We start from the raw sequence: 1,494 nt of genomic DNA, 5'->3' as shown, positions 1-1,494 counted from the left end.
GCCTGGGGGACTCTGGCTGTTGGTGACATCGGCTAGCCACATACATCGAGCCATGGCTTGTTTCCGCACCGTTGGGTTTCCTGTTGTCGCCTACCCGGTGGACTATCGGACGCGTCGCACGGCCGAGCTCTGGCGGCCGTCGGGGTCCGCCGCAGCTGGCCTCTCAGCTGCCGCTCTCGCCGCGAGCGAATGGCGCTCTGGCTGCTGACCCATTGATCCGCAGGAAAGACCACCGGATTCTTTCCTGAGCCCTGAACTCTTTGACCTAGAACAAATTCATGTCCAGATCTTTGGTATATGATCAATCCTACGATAGCGTTCACCGCCGCTTCGGAAGGGTTTGATTGTGGATCGGAATGACATCCGACCAAGGCTGGGGCGTTCAATGAAACGCCCCTCAGGATTCGGCGGGTCGCGTTGGCTCGCCGTCTGCCTCGCCTTGCTGATGGCGTTCACCATAGTCCATTACGGCCATGCCAACTCGGCAGCAGCTTCGCGTGGTGCCCAGTGGGCAGCGGAGCATAGTCATGGCTCCGCAGCGATGCGGCACGACGGTGATCACGCGCCGTGCAAGGACGTTGACCATGCGCGCCATCAAGGAACATGCGTCTCGATTTCAAGCTGCTCATTCTGCGTTCCGGTTGACGGCCATCTCTTCGTCGCGATTTCGGGAAGCCACCTCGTCGCGACAGCACCGCCCGTTGCTTCCTCACCCGCGCGTGTGCCAATTCGTCTGCGCCCTCCAAAGCTCATCGTGACTGCTTGAGCGCACGAGCCGTCGCGTTCGTGCGCTTCGCCGCCGGTCAATCCGGCCTCGAGTCACGAACATCAGAGCTTTACAATGCAATCCATATCCCGTCGCCAGTTCCTGGCGTCCGCAGCGGCTATTGGCACAGCCAGCGCCTTCGAGCCGGTGATCATTCCGCGAGCGGCTTGGGCGGCTACACCCGAAATCATCCGGGCCGAAACCCGCGTCATCGACGTGGCCGGCCGTGCCGCCAAGGTCTTCGGTCTCATTCGGTCCGACGGCACGCATGGGCTTACCATCTCAGCGGCCGATGACTTCCAGGCCCGGCTCGAGAACGCGCTCGCCGCGCCAACCTTGATCCATTGGCACGGTCTGATGCCGCCGTTCGGGCAGGACGGCGTGCCTGACCTGCCGCAGCCTTTGCTCAAGCCGGGCAAAGCCTATGACTACAACTTCCCCGTCGCGACGCCGGGCACGCACTGGATGCATGCGCATACACTGCAGGAGCAGCAGCTGCTTGCCGCACCGCTGATCGTTACCGATCCGGCCGATAAGGGCAGAGACGAGCAGCCCGTGGTGGTCCTGCTCCAGGACTTCAGCTTCAAGACTCCCGAGGAATTGCTGGCTGACTTGACCGGCTCTGCGAACTCGGCGGCAGCGGCCCATTCAATGTCAGGGCATTCGATGTCAGGCACGGATATGCCGGGGATGAGCATGGCTGGCGACGACCAGGGCACGTCCATGGC

At 62.3% G+C, this 1,494-nt stretch carries 2 protein-coding genes; both read left to right on the top strand.

The features are described 5' to 3' along the window. Positions 1-22: 22 nt before the first annotated feature. Positions 23-208 carry a hypothetical protein gene (locus EOA75_RS32735; protein ID WP_245466828.1) on the top strand — a complete coding sequence of 62 codons (186 nt, stop codon included), beginning with the start codon at positions 23-25 and terminating at the stop codon, positions 206-208. Between the two features lie 633 nt (positions 209-841). Beyond that, positions 842-1,494 (top strand): multicopper oxidase domain-containing protein (locus EOA75_RS32730; RefSeq protein ID WP_164747748.1); only part of this gene is annotated, 653 nt, incomplete at its 3' end.

It is taken from the genome of Mesorhizobium sp. M1A.F.Ca.IN.022.07.1.1, from assembly GCF_003997575.1.
Classification (GTDB): domain Bacteria; phylum Pseudomonadota; class Alphaproteobacteria; order Rhizobiales; family Rhizobiaceae; genus Mesorhizobium.
The sequence above is the reverse complement of the archived record's forward strand: the minus strand, read 5'-3'. Positions and strand labels throughout refer to the sequence as shown.